Source organism: Mesorhizobium sp. WSM4815, from assembly GCF_055811575.1.
Genome location: NZ_JBVVQS010000066.1, coordinates 23,384 through 41,812, shown reverse-complemented (window position 1 = coordinate 41,812; position 18,429 = coordinate 23,384). Strand labels below are relative to the sequence as shown.

Annotated in this window: 17 protein-coding genes and 1 pseudogene; 7 read left to right on the top strand and 11 right to left on the bottom strand. The window is 60.0% G+C overall.

Going from position 1 to position 18,429, the window contains the following annotated elements; genetic code table 11:
* Positions 1-483 precede the first annotated feature (483 nt).
* Together AC0L2B_RS01445 and AC0L2B_RS01440 are read left to right on the top strand one after the other, a co-directional pair.
* The gene (locus AC0L2B_RS01445; RefSeq protein WP_473743852.1) at positions 484-870 is read left to right on the top strand and encodes a hypothetical protein; all 387 of its coding nucleotides are present in this window, start codon (positions 484-486) and stop codon (positions 868-870) included.
* Complete coding sequence (locus tag AC0L2B_RS01440) at positions 867-1,673, top strand: hypothetical protein (protein WP_473743850.1); 807 nt, start codon at positions 867-869, stop codon at positions 1,671-1,673. The genes AC0L2B_RS01445 and AC0L2B_RS01440 overlap by 4 nt, the downstream gene beginning before the upstream one ends.
* Positions 1,674-1,871: 198 nt before the next feature.
* Here the strand turns inward: AC0L2B_RS01440 and AC0L2B_RS01435 are convergent, their stop codons facing one another.
* Positions 1,872-2,774 carry a DUF2971 domain-containing protein gene (locus tag AC0L2B_RS01435; protein ID WP_473513784.1) on the bottom strand — a complete coding sequence of 301 codons (903 nt, stop codon included), beginning with the start codon at positions 2,772-2,774 and terminating at the stop codon, positions 1,872-1,874.
* Between the two features lie 324 nt (positions 2,775-3,098).
* Here AC0L2B_RS01435 and AC0L2B_RS01430 point away from each other — a divergent pair, with 324 nt between their 5' ends.
* Positions 3,099-3,764, top strand: a complete 666-nt coding sequence (locus AC0L2B_RS01430) for a hypothetical protein (RefSeq protein ID WP_473513786.1) — start codon at positions 3,099-3,101, stop codon at positions 3,762-3,764.
* 223 nt (positions 3,765-3,987) lie between these two features.
* Here the strand turns inward: AC0L2B_RS01430 and AC0L2B_RS01425 are convergent, their stop codons facing one another.
* The 4 genes and pseudogenes from AC0L2B_RS01425 to AC0L2B_RS01410 form a co-directional block, all read right to left on the bottom strand.
* Positions 3,988-4,491, bottom strand: a complete 504-nt coding sequence (locus AC0L2B_RS01425; RefSeq protein WP_473513788.1) for a hypothetical protein — start codon at positions 4,489-4,491, stop codon at positions 3,988-3,990.
* Positions 4,492-4,540: 49 nt separating this feature from the next.
* Positions 4,541-4,717: a hypothetical protein gene (locus AC0L2B_RS01420; RefSeq protein WP_473513790.1), complete on the bottom strand. Its 177-nt coding sequence runs from the start codon at positions 4,715-4,717 to the stop codon at positions 4,541-4,543.
* A 561-nt stretch (positions 4,718-5,278) separates the two neighbouring features.
* Positions 5,279-5,542, bottom strand: coding sequence for a hypothetical protein (locus AC0L2B_RS01415; RefSeq protein WP_473513792.1), 264 nt, complete (start codon positions 5,540-5,542; stop codon positions 5,279-5,281).
* 40 nt (positions 5,543-5,582) lie between these two features.
* Positions 5,583-5,696: pseudogene (locus tag AC0L2B_RS01410) on the bottom strand (IS3 family transposase); the annotation flags it as partial.
* Positions 5,697-6,647: 951 nt separating this feature from the next.
* Here AC0L2B_RS01410 and AC0L2B_RS01405 point away from each other — a divergent pair.
* Positions 6,648-7,007 carry a helix-turn-helix transcriptional regulator gene (locus tag AC0L2B_RS01405; protein ID WP_473493420.1) on the top strand — a complete coding sequence of 120 codons (360 nt, stop codon included), beginning with the start codon at positions 6,648-6,650 and terminating at the stop codon, positions 7,005-7,007.
* Here the strand turns inward: AC0L2B_RS01405 and AC0L2B_RS01400 are convergent.
* The 5 genes from AC0L2B_RS01400 to AC0L2B_RS01380 form a co-directional block, all read right to left on the bottom strand.
* Complete coding sequence (locus AC0L2B_RS01400; protein ID WP_473743847.1) at positions 6,988-8,241, bottom strand: tyrosine-type recombinase/integrase; 1,254 nt, start codon at positions 8,239-8,241, stop codon at positions 6,988-6,990. The two genes, AC0L2B_RS01405 and AC0L2B_RS01400, sit on opposite strands and share 20 nt — an antisense overlap.
* A gap of 318 nt (positions 8,242-8,559) precedes the next feature.
* Entirely contained in the window at positions 8,560-10,152 is a 1,593-nt protein-coding gene (guaA, locus tag AC0L2B_RS01395; protein WP_023800374.1) for a glutamine-hydrolyzing GMP synthase, read from the bottom strand.
* A 56-nt stretch (positions 10,153-10,208) separates the two neighbouring features.
* Positions 10,209-10,871, bottom strand: coding sequence for a 5'-methylthioadenosine/S-adenosylhomocysteine nucleosidase (locus AC0L2B_RS01390; protein ID WP_287053078.1), 663 nt, complete (start codon positions 10,869-10,871; stop codon positions 10,209-10,211).
* 4 nt (positions 10,872-10,875) lie between these two features.
* The gene (locus AC0L2B_RS01385; RefSeq protein ID WP_473743844.1) at positions 10,876-11,334 is read right to left on the bottom strand and encodes a PaaI family thioesterase; all 459 of its coding nucleotides are present in this window, start codon (positions 11,332-11,334) and stop codon (positions 10,876-10,878) included.
* A gap of 96 nt (positions 11,335-11,430) precedes the next feature.
* Positions 11,431-12,720: an RsmB/NOP family class I SAM-dependent RNA methyltransferase gene (locus AC0L2B_RS01380; RefSeq protein ID WP_473743843.1), complete on the bottom strand. Its 1,290-nt coding sequence runs from the start codon at positions 12,718-12,720 to the stop codon at positions 11,431-11,433.
* 288 nt (positions 12,721-13,008) lie between these two features.
* Between AC0L2B_RS01380 and AC0L2B_RS01375 the strand changes: the two genes are divergently transcribed.
* Positions 13,009-13,686, top strand: a complete 678-nt coding sequence (locus tag AC0L2B_RS01375) for an MIP/aquaporin family protein (RefSeq protein ID WP_027152432.1) — start codon at positions 13,009-13,011, stop codon at positions 13,684-13,686.
* Between the two features lie 72 nt (positions 13,687-13,758).
* Here AC0L2B_RS01375 and katG read toward each other — a convergent pair whose 3' ends face one another.
* Positions 13,759-15,960, bottom strand: a complete 2,202-nt coding sequence (gene katG / locus AC0L2B_RS01370) for a catalase/peroxidase HPI (RefSeq protein WP_473743840.1) — start codon at positions 15,958-15,960, stop codon at positions 13,759-13,761.
* 159 nt (positions 15,961-16,119) lie between these two features.
* Between katG and AC0L2B_RS01365 the strand changes: the two genes are divergently transcribed.
* On the top strand, positions 16,120-17,028 hold the full coding sequence (locus tag AC0L2B_RS01365) for a hydrogen peroxide-inducible genes activator (RefSeq protein WP_027152430.1): 909 nt from the start codon (positions 16,120-16,122) through the stop codon (positions 17,026-17,028).
* 242 nt (positions 17,029-17,270) lie between these two features.
* Complete coding sequence (locus AC0L2B_RS01360) at positions 17,271-18,401, top strand: TRAP transporter substrate-binding protein (RefSeq protein WP_473743838.1); 1,131 nt, start codon at positions 17,271-17,273, stop codon at positions 18,399-18,401.
* The last annotated feature ends 28 nt before the right edge of the window (positions 18,402-18,429 follow it).

The window sequence follows — 18,429 nt, the reverse complement described above, 5'->3', positions numbered from 1 at the left end:
CCAGGCTTCGCGAGCTATGCCGAGCCACCACCGCGCGATGGCCGCGTCTATAAGACCTTTTGTGGGACCTGAACCTGTTGTGGGACCTGAACCTGAGGTTCGTTGCGAAGAGATGCGTTGGATGACGAAAAAGAGCGCTCGATCGCGCGAGCGCCGTTCCGGCTAGCATTCCAAGCTTTGCGCTCCGGCATCGCAGGATCGTGCTGGAAAATGTCCCATCGTGCTTCTCCTTCGGGCACCATTGGCCGGAAGGGAAGCGAAAGGGGACTAGTCGGCAGCTAGGCCGACAGCAGACGGTCCGTTGACGGCTTCCCGGAAGTGATAGTGGACATTCGAATGCGCTAGCGGGCCAGTCTTGGTTCGGGAAAGCTCCGCGCTCGTTCGAGCGATCGTTTGTTTTCGGCACTTCTGTCAAAGCGCCCGTTGACAATATACAGGTTTGGATGCCGTCTGCGGATTGCGTAGGTGGACCGAGGAAACTGTTTGAGCTCCAAGACGCTCGAAAAGATATTAGAATCTCCCGGCTGGAAGACGCTCTTCGGAGTAGTAGTTCCTATCGCCGCCGGAGTTTTATCAGGAACATTTGTAGCGGAAATCTCCTCTGTAGGAGACTTTCTCTGGTCACAATTTTACCAATCCAAGAGCTTCTATGGTCTTCTGTTCTTGGCGGCAATTACGTTCCTCTATCACCGCGCTCTTTACATCCATGATCGCAAAATTGAGATGTTTTTGAGTGATGATTATTGTCGCGCGTATATGAGGAGTAAGTGTCTCCCTGAGGCTGCCGACAGGTATAGAGAGCTCATTCGTAGCGGGAACGTAGGCGAGCTCACGAGCGCTATGGAAGAATTCGAGAGGATCATGAAGTGAGGTTTGTCGTAACCCCCGAGTTTACCACGAAACTTACCCAAGTTTCCGCTAGTGGGCTTCGGGAACTCGGAGCTGCAATAGAGCTCATCGAGACGAAGGAAAAATCGGACGTTCTTGTTGGATCTGATAGCGTCAGTGTTCGCACCCTAAGCGAGCGATTTATAACCTTCGAGGTGGGCGAGTATACGGTTTTCACGAGCCTCGAAAGCGACCAGCAAGGGGAATACCTTCTCCTGCTCGACCTTTCGTCCGAGGAATCCGAGTCAGGCCGAGCGACCACCTTTCCCACCACCAATGATCCAAGACGAAACATGATGCTCGACCCCAATAGGAACATGTCGATCGATCCCCGCCGGAACATGATGATCGATCCAAACCGGAACATGATGATCGACCCCAACCGGAACATGATGATCGACCCCAACCGGAACATGATGATCGACCCCAACCGGAACATGATGATCGATCCAAATCGGAACATGATGATCGATCCAAACCGGAATATGTCGATCGATCCTCGTAGAAACATGATGATCGACCCAAGACGGAATCGGTACTATGGCGGTCCGTTCGTATATGACACGAAGCTAAACCAAGAAGGGTTTGTTGTTCGCGCGAATGATGAAGTGTCTCTGATTTTTGATATGTCGGGGAAGTTTGCAAAATTCATCGTCAAGAATGGCGGTGATGGAGCAAACGTCTTCGATACAAGGCGAAAATGGGTGGAGTTCCTATTCAAGCCAGAAGCAGAGCTTTTCCTGAGATTCGACGTCAACCGGAGGTGGCTGGGGATAGTTGTATGAGTTCTCCTTACATCCCGGATGCACCGTCAGGAAGAAGAGCTATCCGTCGGCTGTCCAAGGGCCTGCTAGAGCCTTCTAAATCCTTGCGTCCATCCTGGTGACAAGCACTCGTGAGGGCCTACCGGCCTCGACCGTCCGGCATGCGATCAATCCGATGGCACGGGCCTGAGCGGCGCCCACACTCGGCTCAACCATCGGCTAGCGATAGCTTGCGATTGTGGATCGGCGGACATGCACATGAGAGAGGTCTGCCGATGCCAAGAAGGCGCGCATCCAGTTAATGTTCGACCTGTGCTTCGGTCCCAGTACGACCTCTCGAACGGCATTCTTCGCAGGATCAGCGATCAGGCAAGAAATGTACGGACGGACTGAGAAATCGTCAGCGAAATACTCCACGTCGGTGAGCGGGACGCGATGGCGATAGCGCAAGAGACGCCATTCCCTTTCCTCATGAAAGGACCGAGGCTTGGTTGAGTAGATACGGAAGTGCAGGGGCGTAAGAAGCGCTATCAATTGCGACACAAGTTCCGCGCTGTTCTCCCGCCCCCTGAACAGGCCCTGAACGTTGCCATCGCGATCCGCTAAAGCGGCCAAAGCGCGTTCCTTCGTGATGCCTTCGCTCAGGGTGACGAACTCGCCGTATTCAGAGAACGATTCCTGAACGGCTTCCACAACAGGGAGCAGGCTTTCGCGGAGACCTTCTTCGCCATACTCCACCTTCGTCAGCTCGAAGTACTGGGCCCCGAAATTGACGGCTCCATAATCCGCAGTCAGATCGTCGGTAGCGAAACCGATCGATACCCCCGTGCCATCACGAGCGTATGCCCGCCATTGGCTGAGCAGGTCGCCATCCTCGGAAAGACACAATGCGAATCCTTCTGTGGAGTCCGGGAAACCTTCTGCAATCACCGATGCAACATCCACCACCCCTTTCGCGAGCGTGGTGGAGGAGAGCATCTCAGAGAAGACTTTGCCCAGGACGCGTCCTTCCAGCGTATCGTTGGCCGCTGACAACGCCGACAAGCGAAATGCCCGAGACTGCAGGATCGCAAAGGCGGTCGGGCTGGAACAGTAATGGTACAGAAACTGATCCGATTTCATTCGCGGCCGGTTCATGACTTGTGGTTTAGATGCTATGCAACTCGTGGACCTACATCAACGCCAACGCCAGAACAAATGTTGACACACCCCACAGGAGGCCCTCACATAGTGGACGCCAACCGCGCGAATGCGACTTTCCGGACATCCGCCGGCAACGTCAGCTTTCAGTTAACGCTGAACGCGCCCTAGATTGCAGAAAGTAGGCGCTTAGCTGCTCGGCAGCAACTGCCAAGACAACATGACCTAGCTTCGGTATAGTAGCTGCTTAGTCGACACTGACCTAGTCATCTCCTTTGACCACAAAAGTAATGACGGAGCGGCATCTTGATTGAAGCACTGAATCAGAATGCTGGAGCAGTCACCGGTCTTGCGACTGTTGCACTGCTGATGGTGACCGCATTTTACGCCTGGGTTACTTACCAGCTGCTCGGCGAGACCAAGCAGTCACGGCTATCTGCAAACCGACCGCGCGTCGTCGCTTACCTACGGGTCAACGAGGTGCACTCGAACATCGTGCAGCTGCACGTGGCCAATCTTTCCGGGGCAGCTGCGACTGAAGTCTCTGCCTCAATCAAGAAGACAACAGAATGGCCAGAAAGATTCGACCTACAGGACTCAAAAATCCTGCGCGATTTATCGTTCATGCGGCCTCATGAGGTGTTGAAGTTCGATCTCGGCATAGGACCGGACCTCTTTCGCGAAAATGTTCCCGCCGAGTTCAGGATGTCGATACGATTCGCGGGCATCGACGGCCGACCATTCTCCTTCGAGGATGCATTGCGCGTGGAAAGTGTCGAAGGCCACTCTCACTGGCGTATCTACAGCATCGACGACGTGGCTCGGCGCCTCAAGGACATCGTGGATGCACTGCAGGGCTTCACCGGGTTTCAACGCATGCGCGTAGAGACGTACGACGCCGCAGACCGGGAGGCCGAAAGGCAAGCTCGCGAAGAGCAGGTTCGACGTCAAAGGCAAGGGGATTCTGTTTAGCAGCGCCATTCACTGGCGATGTTTGCCGCACGAACGTGTGGCAGCTGTTGGGAACGGTTTGGTGCCACCCGACGGCCGACGTGCGGCGCCTTGCTGTCTGTCTACAGCGGGCCGACAGCGGACCGGCAGCTCTTTGCGTCCAAAAGGCGATGCCCCACTGCGAAGCAGCGAACTGAGGTGTCTTGCTGATGTACACAGGCAAAATCTCACCAACGGCTGGACGCTACCGGCGTGTGTCTGAGTTACCTTTGCCAAAGGCTCTGCCGAGCTTTGCGAAGATTTTGCCAATCATTGGTAGTTTGGACAGATATCCCAGCCAATCCTCGTCTGGCGCGTCGACCGAGTGGACTTTCCCGTAGCTCGTGAAGATGTGCTTCAAGTGGAGCGCCATAAGGTAGGAGTTCAGCGCGTCGGGCCGTACAACGTGAGCGTGATAGACGTTGTCCTTGGGCTCTTCATCATCGACCGGTGAGGCGTGGACCGGAAGCTTGGGCTCTTTCTTTGCCTGGACGAGTTCCTTGGCCGCCACGATGGCCCATCCGTCAAACGTCTTCGGCTTGCCGAAGGTTTCGCCGGCCGTTTGAGCGCGAGGGACCAGATAGCTTGAAACCTTGCGATCGATGCCGGAAGCGCCAAGGCGATCGAGCGATACCTCGCTGCCGCGCGACTCCTCAAAGTGATTGAGCCGAAGGCCGGAGAAGTTCGGCTGGCCGGCCGTACCCCTCAACATCGGCTCTTCGTAGAGCCGACGGCCTATCTGCTCATTCTGACCGACACTACTTGGCGGATTCCACCTTGCCATGCTGCCCAGCGGATAATTTCTTGCTCACCGAGCGCAACTCCTCCTTAAAGGTGTTGCTCCCGCGGCGAATAACCTTCTGAATCGGCTCTTGGGGATCCCGTGCTAGAACAGCAAACAGTATCGTCTCGTCGTCCGAGATCACGCTGGTCATAGTGTGCTTTGCAACGAATCACCGTTTTCCAGTTCGACAACAAGGTCGTGGAAAACATTATCGAACCAGACTTTTGCCGTACTGCCCGACTCGGGCGTTCCTTTTTTCACATAGGGACGCCAGCGCTCAAGCTTGCTGCATAGGAATTAATCTCATCGCCATTGTACCAGGCCGTCGCCGGGCCCCATGCCTTCCTGCTTGCACGCCTTCCGAGTCGTTCTTAAGGTGACCAGTGTAGCGCTCGCGGGGAAATAGGAAGCCATCGCTGCGGATTTAGTATTTCTCGAAGGTCGGATTATAGTCTTTGCAGGCCATCTCGCTCAGAATAATTCGCGGCGCAGGGCACGTAGCAGAGATGGGTTCGCAAGCTCGATCAACGCCATCTTCTCTGTCGAAACGCCAATAGTGACGCGCAGAAGAACGGCGAACGCGCGGCGAACGAGATCGACAGAGTGTCGGCCCATAGTCGCTGGACGGTCTCTTGCGCGTCTCGCCATGCCAGCGAGGATTGTTCATAAATTTCAGCGTATCTCCCAAGTTGGTGGCACGCCGTGAGCGATGTCATTCCTGATCGCAATGCAAAACGGCCGCATTGCACCATGTCTGAAGAAGGGTGCGCTCGTCTCCCGCTGACGGGGTTGACGCGAATGTTTCAAGCATCCCGATCAAATCAGAGATCTTCGCGTCGGTCTCGGGTCGAATGCCCTTTGGATTGACGCCGTTGAACTTCCACAACCCCCGCTCCCCAGGTGATGTTCGATGCTGGCGGCGAAGATGTTGATCGGCGCAATGCGCTGGCCACGTATCGGCCCTTTCATAGGTCATTCGCGATCTCGCGACACCTTGCCCGGACGGGCCCAAACATTTTTGCGGCGGCATCCTTCAGAATCCCATTGTCGAGCATCTGCTCCGCCAGCAGCTTCTTGAGCCGCGCGTTCTCGTCCTTCAGCGCCTTCAGGCGACGGGCGTCTGACAGTTGGCGCGCTTCTGAATGAGGCCAAAGAACTGCTTCATGTCTGTCAAACCGGCGCTATTTCTTCTTTTTCACCCTTTGCGTAAGAGCGGATCCCGCGACCGATTTGACTGCCTTTGAGGAGCTCTTAGAACGAAGCAACTTGGATGCCGTAGAAGCAATTTTCTTGCTCGTAGTCTCATTAGGTTTCTTTGCCATCGATTTTCCCCGCGTGGTTGAGTTGGCGTAATACGCATTGTGATACGTCTGCAATCAACTGCCGGAGAGCACTGTCCCCAACTTTCATTTTCCAACACTCGGTCCGGTTCCGCAGACAACCAAGCGGAGCGGGAACTATGCTCGCCTTCATTGTCTTTCCTTTTGGCGGTCGGCATCGGCTGTTCTGTAGTTCTCCGCGATCAGCCACGCCTGGCACGCAGGAATTCGAAGTATGCGCGCACATCTTCGATGAAGATGTTGGCGATGCAACGTTTCTCATCCCAGCATTTGCCAAGGTAGCCGTTGCGACCGCCGAGCCTGCTGCCGTTGAACCAACGACCAAGTCTCGCTGTCCATGTCGGCATCTCTCATTATTGGTGAGATCGGCGACGGCATAACTGCGAAGCCGGCGGCCTTCGCGTTCTCGCGGCTGTGAGCGTAATCTCGCGGCGCTTCCCCTCCGCTGCGATCTATCCGCGCCGGCCGATTAACGCGTCAATTGGCGCAAGGTCATTGTAAGCGCGCAGCTTGAGATATTCGGGCCTCGACAAGCCGGCAGCGAGGATCGCCTGTCGGATCTTATGGAGAGCCTGCTCGATGGATCCCATTGGTGGTGCGGTCCCGACATAATCCGCAGTGGAATGCCCTTGAGTCTTCACGTCAGTAGGCAAGGATACGTGGTCGCAATTGAGGGCTGTACGAAACCTCGAAAAGTTGCGCGATTGTTGGCCAGCAAGGCAACCCATCCCGGTCACGCAAATGATCAAACGGCAGCCGTCTTCCGAAGTCGATAAATTCAAGGGCATCGAAATTGGGCAGCCGGACCCACTTCCGGTTCTGCCACACATCGGGTCGTGTCGAGTAGTGCGAACTGTTCGCCGGTCGCAGCTGCGAGAAATCGTTCCGCTATCGGATACGACTGTTTATGAGATGGAACAGCGTGGCGAGTTCCCACGACGCTTCAATCTCACTCCCCGCTGCGTTGTCTGGGACTTGGCAGAAGTCGAAGCTTGGATCGAGGAGCGGCGGAATGCGTCATCTGCCGGAAAAATCGAGACCAGCCCTGCTCCTGACGTAAGACTCCGAAAGACGCGACCTGTCAAGTCGGATCAAGGATAATCGCTGCCTCCGCAGGGGGCTGAAGTGTGGGGGTGTGCTTTTTGCCTGCCGCCCACGCATGGATCATGTCCGCCCATTCCTGCAGCATATGACGACGCTGCAGCTCATATTCAGCTCTGTTGTAGACACCTCGAGAGGACCGGCTGTCGTCGTGGGCCAGGCATTTCTCAATCCAGTCGCGATTAAATCCGATCTCATTCAGGAGTGTTGAACCGGTGCGCCGAAGGTCGTGCACCGTGAAATGCGCGAGCGGAAAGTCTTGCTTCTTTGCCCGCTCGACAATCGCCGTGGTTACCCGATTGAAGGTCGCGCGCGACATGGGCTCGTCGGCATCGTAGCGGGACGGCAGCACATATCGGGAGTTCGCCGCGCAAGTCTTGAGCGCGATCATGATGTCGAGGGACTGGCGTGACAGGTAGACGTTATGCGGCTTCTTCCGTTTCATTCGCTCTTTTGGGATGCTCCAGACGGCGTTCTGGAAATCGACCTCGTCCCAAGTCGCCTCGAGTAGTTCACTCTTCCGGACCATCGTGAGCAGGATGAACTTTAGGCCGAGCCGAATGGTCGGCAGCGTCGGCACGCTTTCCAACTCTTTCAGCATTATCCGGATTTCTGTAGGCGACAGAGCACGGTCTTTCGCCTCGAACGTGGCAATTGAGGCCGGTCCCACCTCGTCCGCGGGGTTGGCGATCTTCTCCCCGTGCAGAATGGCAAAGCTATATATCTGCTTCACGATATCGCGGATATGAACAGCGGTTGCCGGCGCACCACGGTCCTTCACCTTTGCGCAGAGCGCCCGCAAGTCGTCAGGTGTTATCTCGGTTAATTGTCTTTTCTCCCAAATCGGCAGAATGTCGCGATCGAAAATGGCCTCGCGCATCGAGCGGGTGCTATCCGCCATCTTCGCTTCCTTGAACCAGCGCTTGCCTTCATCCCCGAAACTCGCCGTGGCTGACAGGCGACGCTTGTCGCGCTGCTTTTCATGCGCCGGCGACTTTCCGGCTGCCACCATTTTTCGCGCGGCAAGGCAGCGGTCGCGCGCCTCTGCCAGCGTGAGGCCTCCGTTCCCATATCGGCCCAGCGTCACAGTCTCTCTCCGACCATTCGTCCGGTAGTCGTACCGAAACGCAATCTGCCCAGTCGGAGACACCGCCGCGTACATACCGTCACGGTCGGCAACTTTGTACATTTTGTGCTTTGGTTTCAGTCGCTTAAGGGCAATATCTGTTAACATAATGACGAGGATCGGATCACAACTTGGGTTTCTCGGACGCCAATTTTACCGTCATTGATTTTACCGTCAACTGTTTAGGAATAATCTTTCAATTTCAATGCTTTGATGGGCAAGAAGGGAGTGCGCTTTGCAATCGGCGGGACGACGGTATCGCATGGCATGAAAGAGAAGGCAGAAACGCATGCCGTCAAATTTACCGCCAATTGATTCCGCTTCGAGGCGATAGATGGCGATAAATGGAGTAAGGAAAACTAAGTTGCTTCAGAGGCTTATACAACTCTGATCGATGGTTACCGAAAGCTCGCGAATGGTTCACCTTTATTCCCACTCGATTGTGCCCGGCGGCTTTGACGTCACGTCGTAGACGACGCGGTTGATGCCGCGCACCTCGTTGATGATGCGGGTGGCGGCGGCGCCGAGGAACGCCATGTCGTAGTGGTAGAAATCCGCCGTCATGCCGTCGACCGAGGTGACGGCGCGCAGCGCGCAGACGAATTCATAGGTGCGGCCGTCGCCCATGACGCCGACGGTCTGCACCGGCAGCAGCACGGCGAAGGCCTGCCAGATGGCGTCATAGAGGCCGGCCTTGCGGATCTCGTCGAGATAGATGGCATCGGCCTCGCGCAGGATCTCCAGCTTTTCGCGGGTGATGCCGCCCGGGCAGCGGATGGCAAGACCGGGTCCGGGAAACGGGTGCCGGCCGACGAAGCTGTCGGGCAGGCCGAGCTCCTTGCCGAGCACCCTAACCTCGTCCTTGAACAGTTCGCGCAGCGGCTCGACCAGTTGCATGTTCATGCGCTCGGGCAGGCCGCCGACATTGTGGTGCGACTTGATCGTCACCGACGGGCCGCCGGTGAAGGAGACGCTTTCGATGACGTCGGGATAGAGCGTGCCCTGCGCCAGGAAATCGGCGCCGCCGAGTTTCTCGGCCTCTTCCTCGAACACCTCGATGAACAGCCGGCCAATGGTCTTGCGCTTCTTTTCCGGATCCGACTCGCCCTCGAGCGCGCCGATAAAGCGGTCCGAGGCGTCGACCAGGATGAGCGGCAGATTGTAGTGCTGGCGAAACATCTCCACCACGCCTGATGCCTCGTCCTTGCGCATCAGCCCGTGGTCGACAAGGATGCAGGTGAGCTGGTCGCCGACCGCCTCGTGGATCAGGAGTGCTGCGACCGAGGAATCGACGCCGCCCGAAAGCGCGCAGATGACCTTGCCCTTGCCGACCTGCTTGCGGATCGTCTCGACCGCGTGCTCGCGGTAGGCGCGCATCGTCCAGTCGCCTTCGATGCCGGCGATCTTGTGGACGAAGTTTTGCAGCAGCCGGGCGCCGTCAGGCGTGTGCACCACTTCGGGGTGGAACATGATGCCGTACATCTTGCGCTCGACATTGCCGAAGATGGCGAAGGGCGAGCCTTCCGATTTGCCGAACACCTCGAATCCCTTGGGCAGCGAGATGACGCGGTCGCCATGGCTCATCCACACCTGATGGCGCTGACCGGGCGCCCACAGGCCCTCGAACAGCGGGCTGTCCTTCTGGATCTCGACGAAGGCACGGCCGAATTCGCGATGGTCGGAGCTTTCGGCGACGCCGCCCATCTGCACGCACATGGCCATCTGGCCATAGCAGATGCCGAGCACCGGCACGCCGGCGTCGAAGACAATCTGCGGCGCGCGCGGGCTGCCGATGTCGCCGGTCGAGGCCGGGCCGCCGGAGAGGATCACCGCCTTCGGATTGATGCGCCTGAACGCCGCTTCGGCCGACTGGAACGGCACGATCTCGGAAAAGACGCCGGCCTCGCGGATGCGCCTGGCGATGAGCTGCGTGAACTGGCTGCCGAAATCGACAATCAGGACGGTGTCTGGCAGGACGGTGTCGGGCAGGACGGTGTCGGGACGATTGGCTATCTTCATGGCGAGCGTTTAGAGAAAGAAACGAGTCGGCGCAATGGGTTGCGAAGGCGTCTCCCTCACTCCGTTTCCGCGTCATGCGATGGTCCAAACTGCAGCGCATCGGAGCCGATCGCCTGTTCCAGCCGCGTCACCGCATCCGCCAGCTTCTCGTCGATGACATGGAGATACTCCTTCCAGTCCCCGACATGCCTGAGATCGGCAGCCCCGTCGGAAATGCCGCGCAGGCCGACGAGCGGCACGCCGAACAATTGGCAGGCACGCAGGCAGGCGAAGGTCTCCATATCGACCATGTCCTCGCCAATCGCATCATAGGCGCTGCCGGAGATGATCGCCGCGCCCGTCGACAGCGTCGCCTCGCCTATGCCTGGAATCCTGAACGGCAGCGGCACCGTCACCGGCAGGTCGAGAAACGGCGTCGCGCCCTTCTCGAAGCCCAACGGCGAGGCGTCGATGTCGCGGTAGGCGACCGAAACGGCCTGGTAGATTTCCGTCTGTTCCAGTGTCCGGCTGCCGGCCGAACCGAGCGAGACGACGAGATCCGGCAGCGCCTTTTCAGATTTGAGCCATGACAGTTCCGCGCCCAGCCTGACACCCGCTTCGACCGGCCCCACCCCTGTCATGACAGGCGTGAACAGCCGCTGCAGATGCGGCCCGTATTCGGCCTGCGCCGCCATCACGAAAAGAACGTCCCTGCCGGCAATTCTGACGGCCTTGCGCATCGGATCAGCCTTCAATGCCATCGCGCCCGACCACCATCATCATCGTTCCAGTCATGGTGGCGATCAGCTTGGCCTCGCCGTCGACGGCGAAGGCATAGGCCTGGCCGTCGGCGACGATGATGGTGCGGCCGGGCTTGGTCACCGAGCCGCGGAACAGAAAACGCTCGCCCCGGCCCGGCGCCAGCAGATTGACCTTGAATTCGATGGTCAGCACACTGGAGCTTTCCGGCATCAGCGAGAACGCGGCATAGCCGCAGGCCGAGTCCAGCGCCGTCGAAATGACGCCGGCATGGAGGAAGCCATGCTGCTGAGTCAGCGCCGCCGAATAGGGCATCTCGATCTCGATGATGCCCGGCGTCACCAACGTCAGCTCGGCGCCGATCGTCATCATGGCGTTCTGGCGCGCGAAGGACGTCCTGACACGATCCTCATAATTGGGGGCGGGTACGATCTCTGCTGCCATAGCTTGTCACGCTCCTGTCAGAAAAGCTTATTGCAGAGGTATGAGCGGCAGGCAATCGCTATTGCTGCACTGCAGCAATCAGCCCGCCGGCAAGGTTCAGCCACCCTTGCGCAGTGCGCAGACATAAAACCCATCGGTACCGCTCAACGCCGGCGACAACGCAATGCCGCCTGCTGCGCCGATGCGTGCGGCCGCCTCGTGGCCCGGAAAGCGGCTGTCCCAGAGCTGGCGATGATCGACCGGGACAAAGCCGCTGTTACGATCCCTGAAGGCAGCGACCTGCTCGCCATTCTCCTCGTCGAACACCGAGCAGGTGATGTAGACCAGCAGCCCGCCCGGTTTGACGAAGGTCTTGGCGACATCGAGGATCGCCGATTGCTCGCCCTTGCGCGCATCGAGCTGCTTCTGCGTCAGCCGCCATTTGGCATCGGGCCGGCGCCGCCAGGTGCCGCTGCCGGTGCAGGGCGCGTCGACCACGACGATGTCCATGTGGCCCGCGAGGGGGCTGAGTTCCGTCGGCTTTGTGACGATTTGCACGTTGCGGTTTTCCGAGCGGCGGATGCGGTCGAAGATCGGCGCCAGCCGCGCTTTTTCGGAATCATGGGCAAACACCTGGCCGCGATTGTCCATCGCCGCCGACAGGGCCAGCGTCTTGCCGCCGGCTCCGGCACAAAAGTCGAGAACCTGCATCCCGGCCTCGGCGCCAGCCAGCGTGGCGGCAATCTGCGAGCCTTCGTCCTGAACCTCGAACCAGCCTTTCTGGAAGGCCGGTTCGGCCTGCACGTTCGGGTGCCTGCCGTCGCCCGCGATCGGCGGGATGCGGATGCCGTGCGGCGCAATTCGTGCAGCCCTGGCGCCGGTCTCGGCCAGTTCGGCGAGCACCTTGTTGCGATCGGCCTTCAGCGTGTTGACCCTAAGGTCGAGCGGCGGGCGGGTCGCCAGCGCCGCACCTTCATCGACCCAGCTGACGCCGAAGGCCTGCTCGAAAAACGGTTCGCACCAATCCGGAATATCGGCGCGCACCGCCGGCGGCGCATCGTTTACCTGGCGGTCAGCGATGGCCTTCAGTTCATCGTCGTTCAACGGCGGCGGCGCAAACTTGTCATCGTCGAGCGCTTCGTTCAACGACTGCGCCGTCTGGTTCCATTCGAGCAGCAGCGCGCCAAAACCGATGGCGCGCGGCGTATCTTCGCCCAACAGCCAGCCGGCCGAGCGCTTTCGCCGCAGCGCGTCATAGACGATGTTGCCGATCGCGGCGCGATCGCCGCCGCCGGCGAAGCGGTGCGACAGGCCCCAATCCTTCAGCGCATCGGCGACCGGCCGGTGTCGCCGGCCGATATCCTCCAGCACTTCGATGGCTGCTGCCAGCCGTCCGCCCAGTCGCATCTTGTTATTCCGTTACTCAGCAAATCAATTCCGGGTCCTGCTCTAAAGCGCGCGACCGGCGCACACAAGCGGGGAGAGTCTTGCGGGCAGAGGGCGCTCGCTTCAGGTTTGCGCTGCCCCCTCACCCTGACCCTCTCCCCGTGAGAACGCCAGATCAAACGCAGCTCTCTTGATATCAGCGGCCCTCGCATTGCTATGCTTTCAAACTTTTGAAGTTGCGATAGTCTTCCGCTGCGTGATTCGCCAAGAACTGCAAGCGGATCGGCGGGAAATTACAAGGAGAGGGCAATGAAGACTTACCTGGCGGAAGTTCTAGGCACATTTCTACTGGTGTTCATCGGCACGGCTTCGGTGGTGACGGGCGGCTTCGGCGGCGCGCTGCCGCTCGGCCAGGAAGGCATCGGTCTGGCATTCGGCATCGGCCTGATCGCGGCGGCTTATGCGATCGGCCCGATCTCGGGTGCGCATCTCAACCCGGCGGTGACGCTCGGCGTGTTCCTCGCCGGCCGAATGGAGGCCAAGGACGTCATCCCCTACTGGATCGCGCAGGTCATCGGCGCCATCATTGCGTCGCTGGCGCTGTGGATCATCGTCTCCGGGCAGGTCGGCGGCCATACCGGCGGCTTCGGCGCCAACGGCTGGGATGCGACGAAGTGGGGTGTCAGCTCGGCGCTCCTGTGGGAACTGATCGGAACCTTCACCTTTGTCACGGTCATCCTCGGCGTCACCAGCGGCAGCCACGCGACGGCCTTTGCCGGCCTCGTCATCGGCCTGACGCTGGCAGGACTGCACTTCGCCATCATTCCGGTGACCGGCACGTCGCTCAATCCGGCCCGCTCGATCGGCCCGGCGCTGTTTTCGGGAAGTGCGGCGATCGGCCAGCTCTGGCTGTTCATCGTCGCACCGCTGATCGGCGGCGCCATCGCCGGCGTGGTCGCCAAGACCCGTATCTTCGAGAAGGACTGATTTTCCAAGGCTTCAATACAAAAAGGCGCGGGTCAAGGCCCGCGCTTTTTTGTTAGAGAATCACTTGCCGCCTCAGGATCGGGCAAGATCGAAGCGGTCGGCGTTCATCACCTTGGTCCAGGCAGCGACGAAATCCCTAACGAACTTCTGCCCGGCGTCCGCCGACCCGTAGACCTCGGCAAGCGCACGCAACTGCGCGTGCGAGCCGAAGATCAGATCTGCGCGGGTGCCGGTCCACTTGACCGCCTTGGTCTTGCGGTCGCGCGCTTCGTAGACTTCATCGGAGCCGGCGGCCGGATCCCAGACCGTGTCCATGCTGAGCAGGTTGACGAAGAAATCGTTGGTCAACGTGCCCGGCCTGTCGGTGAACACCCCGTGCTTCGACTTGCCGGTGTTGGCGCCGAGCACCCGCAACCCGCCGACGAGCACCGTCATCTCCGGCGCCGTCAAGGTCAGCAGCTGCGCCCGATCGACCAGCATCGCTTCGACCGACATCGGCTGCTTGCCCCGGACATAATTGCGGAAGCCATCGACTTTTGGCTCGAGCGCGGCGAAGGACTGGACATCCGTCTGTTCCTGCGAGGCGTCCATGCGGCCTGGCGTGAAAGGCACCTCCACGTCATGGCCGCCGTCCTTCGCTGCCTTCTCGACCGCGGCGACGCCGCCGAGAACGATCAGGTCGGCAAGCGAGACCTTCTTGTCGCCTGTCTGCCCGGCGTTGAACTCGCTCTGGACGCCTTCGAGCTGCGCAAGCACCTTCGACAGTTCGGTCGGCTGATTGACGTCCCAGTCTTTCTGCGGCGCCAGGCAGATGCGTGCGCCGTTGGCGCCGCCGCGCTTGTCGGAGCCGCGGAAAGTCGAGGCCGAGGCCCAGGCGGTCGAGACCAGTTCGGAAACAGACAGGCCAGAGGCCAGGATCTTCGCCTTCAGCGAGGCGATGTCCAGCTCGCTGATCAGTTCGTGATCGATGGCCGGGACAGGGTCCTGCCAGATCAGCTCTTCCTTCGGCACGAGCGGGCCGAGATAGCGGACAACCGGACCCATGTCGCGATGGGTCAGCTTGAACCAGGCGCGAGCGAAGGCATCGGCGAAGTGATCCGGATTCTCATGGAAACGCCGCGAGATCTTCTCATAGGCCGGGTCGACCCGCAGGGCGAGGTCGGTGGTCAGCATCGCCGGCGCGCGGCGCTTCGACGGATTGTGCGCGTCCGGCACGGAGCCTGCACCGGCGCCGCCCTTCGGCGTCCACTGATGGGCGCCGGCCGGGCTCTTGGTCAGTTCCCATTCGTAGTTGAACAGATTATCGAAGAAGTTGTTGCTCCACTTGGTCGGCGTCGTGGTCCAGGTCACCTCGAGGCCCGAGGTGATGGCGTCGCCTGCAATGCCGGTGGCATGCTTGCTCGACCAGCCGAGGCCCTGCGCCTCGATGCCGGCGCCTTCCGGCTCCGCCCCCACCAGCGATGCATCGCCGGCGCCGTGGGTCTTGCCGAAGGTGTGACCGCCGGCGATGAGCGCCACGGTTTCCTCGTCGTTCATGGCCATGCGTGCGAAGGTTTCACGGATGTCGCGTGCCGAGGCCAACGGATCGGGCTTGCCATTCGGCCCTTCCGGGTTGACGTAGATCAGCCCCATCTGCACGGCGCCGAGATGGCCCCGAAGTTCGCGGTCGCCGGAATAGCGCTCGTCGCCGAGCCACTTGGTTTCCGACCCCCAATCCACGTCCTGCTCGGGCTCCCAGACATCGGCGCGCCCGCCAGCGAAGCCGAACGTCTTGAAGCCCATCGATTCCAGCGCGACGTTGCCGGTGAGGATCAACAGGTCGGCCCAGGAGATCTTCCTGCCGTATTTCTGCTTGATCGGCCACAGCAGCCGGCGTGCCTTGTCGAGATTGGCGTTGTCCGGCCAGCTGTTGAGCGGCGCGAAACGCTGCTGGCCGGCGCCGGCGCCGCCACGGCCATCGCCGATGCGATAGGTGCCGGCGCTGTGCCAGGCCATGCGGATGAAGAGCGGGCCGTAATGGCCGAAATCGGCCGGCCACCAATCCTGCGAATCGGTCATCACCTGGTGCAGGTCCTTGATCACCCCATCGAGATCGAGGCTCTTGAACTCCTTGGCGTAGTCGAAGTCCTCGCCCATCGGGTCCGAGACGCTCGACTGCTGGTGGAGAACGGCAAGGTCAAGCTGGTTTGGCCACCAGTCACGGTTAGTCCTGCCGGCCGACCCATGCGCGACCGGGCATTTGCCGGCGCTGGTGTCATCGGTCTTTGCGTCCATCGTTCTCTCCGACTTGTTGATTTCCGGGATTTGTTGATTTCCGGGATTGTTGATTTCCGGACGGGCCCTGAGCCACGCCATTCTGGAATGGTTCCAGACTAGGCCGCCTTGCCGATAAAAACAAATTGCCTTTCCTGTTTGTTGCGATAGGTTTTGCTTATGATAGGTCTCACCGTCCGGCAGATGCAATATTTCGAGGCGCTAGCACAGACGCTGCATTTCGGCCGTGCCGCGAAGCTGGCCGGCGTCAGCCAGCCGGCGCTGTCGTCGCAGATAGCGGAGATGGAGTTGCGGCTGAATTGCCGGCTGTTCGAGCGCGGCGGCAAATCGGTGCGGATGACCGACGAGGCGCTGGCCATGCTGCCGCGCATCGAGCGTATTCTTGCTGACATCCGCGAGATCGAGACCACGGCCCGGCGCGGCCGCCCCGCCATGGAAGGTCGCTTCCGGCTCGGCATCATTCCGACGGTGGCGCCCTATCTCCTGCCGCATGTGCTGCCGGAGCTGAAACGGCATTTCCCGGCCTTGCAGCTCGAATTGCGTGAAACGGTGACTGCGTCGCTGGTCGAGGACACCGCCCTGGGAAAGCTCGACGCCTTCATAGCGGCCCTTCCCCTCGATCAGTCCGGGCTGATCACCGAGGCGCTTTTCTCCGACCGGTTCTTCCTTGCCGTGCCGGCCGGCGATCCCGCCTTCGCCTCGCCGCCGGTTCCGCCGGAAAGCCCGGCATTGGAAAGGCTGATGCTGCTGGAGGAAGGCCATTGCCTGCGCGAACAGGCGCTTGCCGTCTGCGGCAGCGTGCGACCGGTGGCAATGGCAAGTTATGGCGCGACCAGCCTGACGACGCTGCTGCAGATGGTGGCGCACGGGCTCGGCGTCACGCTTATCCCGGAAATGGCGGCAGGGCCGGCCAGCGCCATGCGCGATTTGAAGATCGTGCCGTTCCAGGAACCGATGCCGCAGCGCACGATCTGCCTCGCCTGGCGGCGCAACAAGGTCCGGCATGACGAATGCGTCGAACTGGCCAAGATCATTCGCGCCCTGGACGAGGCGGTGCTGGCGGCGTGAGGGTGGGGATGTCGGCCAGAGGGTCCGACCGCCTTGGCATGCCGCGCAGCAGTCCTACATTCGTTATGTAGGCCAGAACAAGGATAAGCGCCGACTAAAAAATCGTCGAATGCGGAAACATATTGTCGCTTGTGCCAGACCGAAGCCCGATGCCGATGTCACCGGCAGCGAAACTGGTTGCGCAAGGGGCGAGTTCGCATATTCTGGTTGTGGCAGAAGCGTTTACAACATGGGAGGAGTAAATGTCCGACAAGAAAATCTCGCGTCGCGGGTTCCTGGAAAAGTCCACAGCCATCACCGCCGGTGCGGCTGCAGCGACGACGCTCTCGGCCCCGGCCGTACTGGCGCAGTCGCCGGTCACTATCAAGATGCAGACCTCCTGGCCTGCTTCGGACATCTGGATGGATTTCGCGCGGCAATACATAGAGCGCGTCGAAAAGATGTCCGGCGGCCGGCTGAAGTTCGAGCTCCTGCCCGCGGGTGCGGTCGTGGGCGCGTTCCAGGTGCTGGATGGCGTCAATGACGGCGTCATCGACGCCGCGCATACCGTCCCCGTCTACTGGTACGGCAAGCACAAGGCCGCGTCGCTTTTCGGAACTGGCCCTGTGTTTGGCGGCAGCGCCACCACCATGCTCGCCTGGTTCCACCAGGGCGGCGGCAAGGATCTCTACCGCGAGCTGACGCAGGAGATCATGGGCCTCAACGTCGTCGGCTTCTATGGCTTCCCGATGCCGGCGCAGCCGTTCGGCTGGTTTAAGAAGCCTGTCACGACCACCGCTGAACTGCAGGGATTCAAGTATCGGACGGTCGGTCTTGCCGCCGATCTCATGCAGAACCTTGGCCTCAGCGTGGCGCAGCTGCCCGGCGGTGAAATCGTGCCGGCTATGGAGCGCGGGGTTATCGACGCCTTCGAATTCAACAATCCGTCATCCGACTTTCGCTTCGGTTCGCAGGACGTCGCCAAGCACTACACCTTGTCATCCTACCATCAGGCGAGCGAGTCGTTCGAATTCCTGTTCAATAAAGACGTGTTCGACGACCTCGACGATGATTTGAAGGCCATTCTCGAATATGGCGTGGAGGCGGCCAGCACCGCGAACACCGCGCTCGCCCTCGACAACTATTCGGCCGACCTGCAGAAGCTGCAGACCGAGCACGGTGTCACGGTGCACCGCACCTCGAAGGAGATTCTCGACGCACAACTCGAGGCTTGGGACAAGATCATCCCGACGCTGGAGGCGGATGAGTTCATGAAGCGGGTGCTCGACAGCCAGCGCCAATGGGTCGAACGCGTCGTCTACTACGAGCTTATGAATTCAGCCGACCTGACACTGGCCTACGAACATCATTTCCCCGGCAAGCTGAAGCTCTAATTCGCGCCTCCGCTTTGGCAAATCCGGC

Excerpts from the sequence above, each read along its gene's own strand:
- AC0L2B_RS01435 (WP_473513784.1), bottom strand. The coding sequence starts at position 2,774 with ATGAAATCGGATCAGTTTCTGTACCATTACTGTTCCAGCCCGACCGCC.
- AC0L2B_RS01420 (WP_473513790.1), bottom strand. The coding sequence starts at position 4,717 with ATGACCAGCGTGATCTCGGACGACGAGACGATACTGTTTGCTGTTCTA.
- AC0L2B_RS01415 (WP_473513792.1), bottom strand. The coding sequence starts at position 5,542 with ATGACCTATGAAAGGGCCGATACGTGGCCAGCGCATTGCGCCGATCAA.
- AC0L2B_RS01405 (WP_473493420.1), top strand. The coding sequence starts at position 6,648 with ATGATCAAACGGCAGCCGTCTTCCGAAGTCGATAAATTCAAGGGCATC.
- AC0L2B_RS01400 (WP_473743847.1), bottom strand. The coding sequence starts at position 8,241 with ATGTTAACAGATATTGCCCTTAAGCGACTGAAACCAAAGCACAAAATG.
- guaA (WP_023800374.1), bottom strand. The coding sequence starts at position 10,152 with ATGAAGATAGCCAATCGTCCCGACACCGTCCTGCCCGACACCGTCCTG.
- AC0L2B_RS01390 (WP_287053078.1), bottom strand. The coding sequence starts at position 10,871 with ATGCGCAAGGCCGTCAGAATTGCCGGCAGGGACGTTCTTTTCGTGATG.
- AC0L2B_RS01385 (WP_473743844.1), bottom strand. The coding sequence starts at position 11,334 with ATGGCAGCAGAGATCGTACCCGCCCCCAATTATGAGGATCGTGTCAGG.
- AC0L2B_RS01380 (WP_473743843.1), bottom strand. The coding sequence starts at position 12,720 with ATGCGACTGGGCGGACGGCTGGCAGCAGCCATCGAAGTGCTGGAGGAT.
- AC0L2B_RS01375 (WP_027152432.1), top strand. The coding sequence starts at position 13,009 with ATGAAGACTTACCTGGCGGAAGTTCTAGGCACATTTCTACTGGTGTTC.
- katG (WP_473743840.1), bottom strand. The coding sequence starts at position 15,960 with ATGGACGCAAAGACCGATGACACCAGCGCCGGCAAATGCCCGGTCGCG.
- AC0L2B_RS01365 (WP_027152430.1), top strand. The coding sequence starts at position 16,120 with ATGATAGGTCTCACCGTCCGGCAGATGCAATATTTCGAGGCGCTAGCA.
- AC0L2B_RS01360 (WP_473743838.1), top strand. The coding sequence starts at position 17,271 with ATGTCCGACAAGAAAATCTCGCGTCGCGGGTTCCTGGAAAAGTCCACA.